The 8319-nt window shown below is 34.0% G+C and carries 3 protein-coding genes and 2 pseudogenes; 1 reads left to right on the top strand and 4 read right to left on the bottom strand.

Features of this window, described 5'->3' with window-relative positions:
• Window positions 1–23 precede the first annotated feature (23 nt).
• From EGX95_RS01420 to EGX95_RS01400, 4 genes and pseudogenes are all read right to left on the bottom strand, one after another.
• Window positions 24–1157: a Ger(x)C family spore germination protein gene (locus tag EGX95_RS01420; protein WP_000708191.1), complete on the bottom strand. Its 1134-nt coding sequence runs from the start codon at window positions 1155–1157 to the stop codon at window positions 24–26.
• A gap of 4 nt (window positions 1158–1161) precedes the next feature.
• Window positions 1162–2256 (bottom strand): GerAB/ArcD/ProY family transporter, encoded by a 1095-nt coding sequence (locus EGX95_RS01415; RefSeq protein ID WP_000841206.1) that lies wholly within the window; start codon window positions 2254–2256, stop codon window positions 1162–1164.
• 8 nt (window positions 2257–2264) lie between these two features.
• A complete protein-coding gene (locus EGX95_RS01410; protein WP_000172442.1) occupies window positions 2265–3749 on the bottom strand; it encodes a spore germination protein in 1485 nt (494 codons plus the stop codon).
• Window positions 3750–4060: 311 nt separating this feature from the next.
• A pseudogene (locus tag EGX95_RS01400) lies at window positions 4061–5479 on the bottom strand (DUF4158 domain-containing protein); the annotation flags it as partial.
• Window positions 5480–5625: 146 nt separating this feature from the next.
• Here EGX95_RS01400 and EGX95_RS01395 point away from each other — a divergent pair.
• Window positions 5626–8235: pseudogene (locus EGX95_RS01395) on the top strand (Tn3 family transposase); the annotation flags it as partial.
• Between the last annotated feature and the right edge of the window lie 84 nt (window positions 8236–8319).

Here is an 8319-nt window from a genome sequence, read left to right as displayed (position 1 = left end):
GTTCTTCACAAGTAATTCGTGAACTAATCAACTGCCCCAGTTCGTTTTATTTCTACCTTAATATTTGGTTTTAAATTTAATGTGGAATACTTTCCTCTCAAATCTTTTTCATTTAAATTGGAATATTTTCTTATACTTTTTATTTTTCTTCCAATGCCAATTGGATCAGTATTTAATTTTCTAAACTTCTCAAGAATATCCCCGAATTCTTTGTTTAGTTCTTCTTCAATTATTAGCTCCATTTTTTTTATTGATTCCTTATTTTTAAGAGTAACAGAAGGCTGTAATTCTATAGTTGAAACTAAAATAGATGCATTTAAATTAACCGACTCTTTCTGAGATAATTCAACATTTCCGCGGTACTTTATTGGGTGAATTGTAATATTAAATTTATCTCCTTTTTGCTTTTCGACTAGTTTTATTCCCTTTTCTTCTAATACCTCTGCAGGAATATTTAAAGTTATATCCCCCAAAAAAGCATTATGATCGGTGAATAATTTTATATACAGGGTTTTTTTCATGGAAATAGAACCAACCATTTTATCATCCCTAAATAATGCAACCCCATCTAAATAGGGTGCTACACCATTCTCATTCGATAGAATAGGTAAGGTAGGATCGATACCAATTTCATATAGTGTGGAAATAAAATCATGCAAGTTGGAGTTTATTAACATTTCCTTCTTTTCGTGCTTATCTAATAATTGATAAATATATGACCCCATTTCAGGGTATTCTTCATAGTTTTTATTATTAATTGTACTCTCAGCATTGTTTGTAATTGCCAAAAAAATTAAAGATCCGATGCTACTATCTCGTTGCATTGTATCTAGAAAAGATGAAATCCCTATCATTTCTGTCATATATTTATCAAATAAAATTGTCCTTAATTGACCAGAAGTAAGGTCGTGGCTTGTCTGTTGTTCTAAATTTTGTCTTATTTGTTTGCTTGTAGTTCCGACGGCAGAAAGGGTTACACTCGTCTTTTCTTCTTTACGGTCGAATTGTAACAAGCTAATAGTGCCTTTGTATGTATTCTCATCAAGTAAGTCAAAACCAATAATAGTTGAAATTCCTTGCCTTTCTAATATTTTTTCAGGTAGCATACATGCCGTACAGAGAAAGAAACAAAGTAGTAGAATAAGCCATATTTTCATTTTTTCAACTCCGTTTTGAACGTGAAAAGATTTTAGATTTAATGATTGAAATGAAATATAAGAATATTGGATAGATAAACCATAGGTAAAAGCCTACTTGACCAACTTTATCAATCAAAAGGTTATTGTCGACTCTTTTTGTGATAAAAAAACTCGTGATAAAAATGATTATTGAGATTACCCATATTCCATGTTTTAGTTTTAAATGAAATATTTGTTTAACTCCTTTGGAAGAAATGAATAGGATTATACATAAATTTGGAAAAATAACTAATATCCATAATGAAACTGCTATAGATTCAAAGCGCTCAATAAATGGAAAATGGACAGCGCTTATCATACTGACAATAGGCCAGATATGTTTTTCTAATTCTTTAGGGCTAAAAAATAATATGGAAATAACAGTTGCAATTAAAACAAGAAGTGTGGTAAACCAGATTGCTAATTGACTGAATAGAAGTAGTTTTTTTTTCTCCTTTATAAAAGGAAAAATAAAAAATAAAGTCTCAAAACCCAACATTGTATAACTGCTTTTAAAAACTCCTTTCATCATTTCTGACGGAGTTGTCGACATGATGGGTAAAATTCTAGTTAAGTTTATGGAATCAAGTGGTTGATACATCACAAATAGCAGCCATATAGTCATTAAAAAGGATAAGAAGCATATCCCTGCAACTACTCTGAATCCACCTGATACTGCATAAATTGTTATTAATAATAGCGCTAAGGTGCCTACCCATTCATAAACTCCTTCATATCCCCATGTTAGGGACAATTCAACATAACTGATGATGATAGAGTAATGTACAGCAATAAAGTAAATGACAATTAAGGTATTGATGATACTTCCTATAAAGCGACCAAATAAATTTTCGTGTATTTCATAAAGATTACAGTTTCCATGTTTTTTAAGTATGCTAATAATAATCCAAGTGATAATACTAATGAATAGACCGGATAGTAAAACTGAGATCCAAGCATCTTTCTTAGATTCAAGATAAATAATTTTCGGGACTCCAAGTATGCCCATACCAATTTGCGAAGTGTGTATGATAAAGAAAGCCATATAGGCATTTACAAAACTAATATTTGATTTCATTATCCACCTCAAAATTCATCTAAATCTTTTTCTGTTTTTTTAAATCTCCACCTTGTGCGGAATGAATCTTTTGGGCGATTGACAACAGGACGTCTCATATAAAAATGGTGGGGTAGACGTATTAAGAAGTATTTTATATCCTTAATCCTAAAAGGGTATAGAGGTGCAAGATAAGGTTTGTTTAATGATGTCAATTTTAACAAGTGGACCATCATTACACAGACACCGATAATAATCCCATTTAATCCCCCAACACCTGCTAGAATAATGAAAGGAAATCTAGCAATTCTTATAGCAGTGCCCATTTCATAAATAGGAGCCGTAAATGCCCCTAATGCACTAAATGCCACAATAATAATTAAAATGTTGCTAGTTAAACCTGCCTCAACAGTTGCTTGGCCAATAACAATACCTCCAACAATCCCCATTGTTTGCCCTACTTTTGACGGAAGGCGTGCCCCAGCCTCTCTAAGTAATTCAATTAATAATTCGAGTAAAAGTGCTTCTAGCAAAGGTGGAAAAGGAACTTGTGAACGTGATTGCCCAATTATAAGTAACAATTTAGATGGAATTAGTTCAGAGTGAAATGTCATGGTTGCAACATAAAATGCTGTAAGAAATAGTGACCCTGCCATAGCAAATAATCGTATAAATCTTATAAAAGTACTTAAGGACCATCTCAAATATATGTCTTCTGTTGATTCAAAAAACGAAAAAAAATTAGCAGGTCCAATAATAGCAATTGGACTTTCATCTATAAGAACACCAATCCGTCCGTTTAAAATAGAGTAGAGGAATCTATCGGGCAACTCTGTTAATATAAACTGTGGAAAAAATGAGTAATGATTATCTTCAAGACATTGTGCCAATACTGAACTGTCACTTATATTATCAGTTTTTATATTTTCAAACTTCTCCTTAAGTGTTTTAAGTGTGTCATCATCCGCTATATCTTTAAGATATATAATTCTTACTTGCTTCTTAACACGTTCTCCTATTTTTAATTCATCTGTACACAAATTAGAATCATTTAGATTTCGTCTTATAATTTTAATGTTAGAAGATAATGATTCTGTAAACGATATTTTAGGACCGTATACCAATGATTCTGTTTCTGCTTTCTCAATAGATCTTTCAATAGGGTTGGCGCAATTTACCATAAATGCTTTACTTTCGTCTGATAAGTAAATATAAGCGAATCCATTTAAGAGGGAAGAGATAATCTCTTGTTCCTTAAGGTTTTTCTTTACTTCGTTCATTGGTATGTTTTTCAATAAATAAGAGTAAGTTATGTATTCTATCGGAAGTTGTTGAATGTATTTAATTACATACTCATTTAGAAACTCTTGTTTAATTAAATTTTTCATGAAAATAACTTCGAGACAATCTCCACCAACTTCAAGTGTTCTACACATTAAGTCTGGTGATTCGTTGAGGATGTATTTAATTTTTTCATAATTAGGGCAGTTATTTTTATTTAGATGGAGTGTCATTTGAATCATATCCTTCAATAGTTTTTTTTTAGTATTTGAAGTAGGAATCATTTTATACTTGTTTTAATAAAGAAGTAAGGATTGAGAGTAATTTTAGGACCTATGGTTCTGAAACGAATATGGAACAAGGAATTTTAGATGGTAACCAACAACATGTTGTAGAAATCAATTGGCCAGAACTAGCTGGTATATATGAGGTTGAATTTAATGAAATGTGGGGCAGTTCTACATTATCTTTTGATAAAGTAAATTCTAACATCAGTACTCGTAAAATCGATAATACAACACATGTTATTGATATTAACGGTAAAACACCGGAGGCGCGTTCGAAGTGTTTGTAAAACAGCAATCTCATAATTGATTCGGTTAACCCTCTCCATTCCCTTACTATCCGTCTCAATAATGATATCCTTCCATTTGGGCTGGATCACTCCTTCAATAGGAACTTCGTCATTAGCTGCAAAAAAACGTTGACCACTATCACCATATTCTCGAATTAGTTGAAGAGCTTCAATGACAGGTTGATGAGATTGATTATTAGATCTGAACGTAAGATTTTTTAAGATATTACAGAAAGCAATCCGATAATGCCCCCGATAGGAAGAATGCATCTTTATATAGATTTTTTCTTTGTATTCTCGGTGATTTCTTGTCATGTCTTTAATAATATCCCGAATTGTTGAAGCGCCTACAATCGGATATAGAGTATCTTGAATAATTCCATCTGGATGATTAACCGTCGCTTTTAATAAGTTGATAATATGTTTATTTTTCCCTTGAACCCTTTCCAACTCTTCTACTGCTTCTTTACGGGTAGTATTCTTGGCCTTATTTCCGAACTTGAGAGTGATTTCATCCAACAGATCAGCTAAATAGTCGATAACTTCAGCATGACGATGCCAAAATAAGATGGCAAGTAAGGTGTAGCGAATGGGTGCTGGATGTGCTCGCAATTCCGTTACAGTCTCAGTAGCTGCACGAAGTCGATATTTCTTTAGTAATTTTGGAGTCATATGATGAAACAAACCATTAGGAATTTGGAGATGTCGTATAGCTAACAGTTTTTTAACCTCCATCTCCATCGCATTTACACTTGGTTTACGAGGAGAAGATAATAGTTGACGAAAAGTTAAAATGTCGGTTTCCTCTCCATCAGAATCCTCATCAGCATGGGACTCAAGTAAAGCATCTAACCGAGTGCACGTCTTAGCAGATAATTGCTGATATGTCATTTTATATAAGCTCTTTTCAAAAGTATCAATGGCAGAGTCAATCATACGCTTTAAGCTCCCAATAGAAGGAGGTTCAACTTTCCATTTACGAAAGAGACTGTATGCTTGGTTTTTTAAATAGTCTGTATCATGTGTAGACTGAACTTGTTCTTCTAACCATTGTCCCAAACGATCATTATCTGTACGTGTAAGCTCCTGAAATCCAAAAAAATCCCTTATATTTTTTCGATGTCGGGTATAAGTCTTTTCTTTTCCACCCCAACTATATTCATCAAATTGATCATGCGAAACATCAAGCTGTTTCGCTATGTACTCGATCACTACTTTTGGGATGTCTTGCTTTTGGCTAGGGAATCTAGCTTTCTGTTGGAAATACTTTAGTAACACGGCAAAGCCCAAACGGTTCGTTTCTGTTTTATTCCCCATAGATAGATGTAGTTCATTTGGCATTAACATAAAGTTTGCTAAAAGCTCTTCTTCATTCCAATTTTTCTTCACTGGTTCTCCCTCTGATCTACATGTTTTTTTAATAGTATAATTTCAAACATAGAGACCATCAAGATAACTAAGAAAAGCAGCAAAGCTAAACCATTTTCCTTTTATTGTAATATATCTGACGGACTAGAGCAGTAACCCTGTGATTAAGCCTGAAAGAATATAGAATGACATTTAAGCACCTACATCAATTGGCTTTGGAAAATGGTGATGCCATTCATCTACTACATGAATGCATAGATTTTCTAAGAAAAAACAAAATCATACTGCCTGCTATCACTACACTTGAAAGAATAGTGTGGGAAGCAAGGGCAATGGCTGAAAAGAAGCTATTTAACACGGTTAGTCAATCCCTAACAAATGAACAAAAAGAAAAACTTGAAGATATTATTACCTTGCAGCATTCGTCAGAATCCAATAAAACGATATTGGATTGGTTAAAAGAACCACCGGGACATCCTTCACCCGAAACCTTTTTAAAAGTAATAGAACGACTCGAATACATACGAGGAATGGAATTAGAAACGGTGCAAATTAATCATTTGCACCGCAATCGCCTGTTACAGCTGTCTCGCTTGGGTTCAAGATATGAACCTTATGCATTCCGTGATTTTCAGGAAAATAAACGATATTCAATACTAACCGTCTATTTATTACATCTTAATCAAGATTTGACGGATAAAGCTTTTGAAATTCATGACAGACAAATACTTAGTCTCTTATCAAAAGGTCGTAAGGCTCAAGAGGAAATTCAGAAACTGAACGGTAAAAAGCTGAATGAGAAAGTTATACACTTTACGAACATCGGACAAGCTTTGATCAAAGCAAAACAGGAAAAATTAGACGTTTTTGAGGTTTTAGAATCCGTTATTGAATGGAATTCTTTTGTCTCTTCGGTCGAAGAAGCCCAGGAGCTTGCACGTCCTGCTGACTATGATTATTTAGACTTACTGCAAAAACGATTTTATTCACTAAGAAAATATACGCCAACGCTATTAAGGGTGTTGGAATTTCATTCTACAAAGGCAAATGAGCCACTTTTACAAGCTGTAGAGATTATCCGAGGAATGAACGAATCCGGAAAACGAAAAGTACCTGATGACTCACCTGTGGATTTTATTTCAAAACGTTGGAAAAAGCATTTATACGAGAATGATGGTACAACAATCAATCGTCATTACTATGAAATGGCTGTTTTAACAGAACTTCGGGAGCATGTTCGGGCAGGAGATGTTTCCATTGTTGGCAGCAGACAATATAGAGATTTTGAGGAATATTTGTTTTCCGAATTTACATGGAATCAAACGAAAGAGAATACGAGATTATCAGTTAGTTTATCATTCGAAGATTATATAACGGAGAGAACCAGCAGCCTTAATGAAAGGTTAAAGTGGTTAACTGCCAATTCCAACAAGTTAGATGGAGTTTCTCTTGATAAAGGAAAGCTGTCACTTGCACGCTTAGAAAAAGATGTACCAGAAGAAGCAAAAAAGTTTAGTGCAAGCCTTTATCAGATGCTACCAAGAATAAAATTAACCGATTTACTGATGGATATTGCTTATATAACAGGATTTCATGAGCAATTTACTCATGCTTCCAATAATCGAAAACCGGATAAAGAAGAAACGATTATTATTATGGCTGCCCTTTTAGGAATGGGAATGAATATAGGTGTAAGCAAGATGGCTGAAGCAACACCCGGACTTACATATAAGCAATTAGCCAATGTATCTCAATGGCGCATGTATGAAGATGCAATGAATAAAGCCCAAGCCGTATTAGTAAATTTTCATCACAAATTACAATTGTCTTCCTATTGGGGAGACGGTACAACATCCTCATCAGACGGTATGAGAATGCAGTTAGGTGTTTCATCACTACATGCAGATGCAAACCCACATTATGGAACTGGAAAAGGAGCCACCATCTACCGTTTTACTAGTGATCAATTCTCTTCTTACTACACAAAGATTATTCATACTAATTCAAGGGATGCGATTCATGTTTTAGATGGTTTGTTGCACCATGAAACGGATTTAAACATAGAAGAGCATTATACAGACACAGCTGGTTACACAGATCAAATATTCGGACTGACTCATTTATTAGGATTTAAATTTGCCCCAAGAATAAGAGATTTAGCAGACTCAAAATTATTTACAATAGATAAAGCAAGTGAGTATCCAAAATTAGAAGCCATTTTACGTGGACAAATAAATACAAAGGTCATTAAAGAAAATTATGAGGATGTTTTGCGATTAGCTCACTCAATAAGAGAAGGAACAGTTTCAGCATCCCTTATTATGGGGAAACTAGGATCTTATTCAAGACAAAACAGCTTGGCTATAGCCTTACGTGAGATGGGTCGAATAGAAAAAACAATTTTTATTTTGAATTATATATCGGATGAATCATTAAGAAGAAAAATACAAAGGGGATTAAATAAAGGAGAAGCCATGAACGGATTAGCAAGAGCTATTTTCTTCGGAAAACAAGGTGAGCTTAGGGAACGGACTATACAACATCAATTGCAAAGAGCCAGTGCTTTAAACATCATTATCAATGCCATCAGTATCTGGAATACTTTACATCTAACAAAGGCAGTTGAATATCAAAAACGGTCAGGTAGTTTTAATGAAGAATTATTGCACCATATGTCACCTCTAGGTTGGGAACATATTAATTTACTTGGAGAATACCATTTTAATTCGGAGAAAATGGTCTCGTTAGATTCTTTAAGACCCTTGAAACTTTCTTAACGTTGTTAAAACTGGGGGAATAGTCGGGGAAATGGGCTTAGCGTTGTAAATCCGCATTTTCCTGACTGTACCCCATGCCCATCA

The organism is Bacillus sp. FDAARGOS_527 (assembly GCF_003812125.1).
Taxonomy (GTDB): domain Bacteria; phylum Bacillota; class Bacilli; order Bacillales; family Bacillaceae_G; genus Bacillus_A; species Bacillus_A paranthracis.
This window is presented reverse-complemented; position numbering and strand designations above follow the sequence as displayed.

Bases quoted from the DNA above. Each gene is read 5' to 3' on its own strand.
- EGX95_RS01410 (WP_000172442.1), bottom strand. From the start codon at position 3,749: ATGACACTCCATCTAAATAAAAATAACTGCCCTAATTATGAAAAAATT.
- EGX95_RS01415 (WP_000841206.1), bottom strand. From the start codon at position 2,256: ATGAAATCAAATATTAGTTTTGTAAATGCCTATATGGCTTTCTTTATC.
- EGX95_RS01420 (WP_000708191.1), bottom strand. From the start codon at position 1,157: ATGAAAATATGGCTTATTCTACTACTTTGTTTCTTTCTCTGTACGGCA.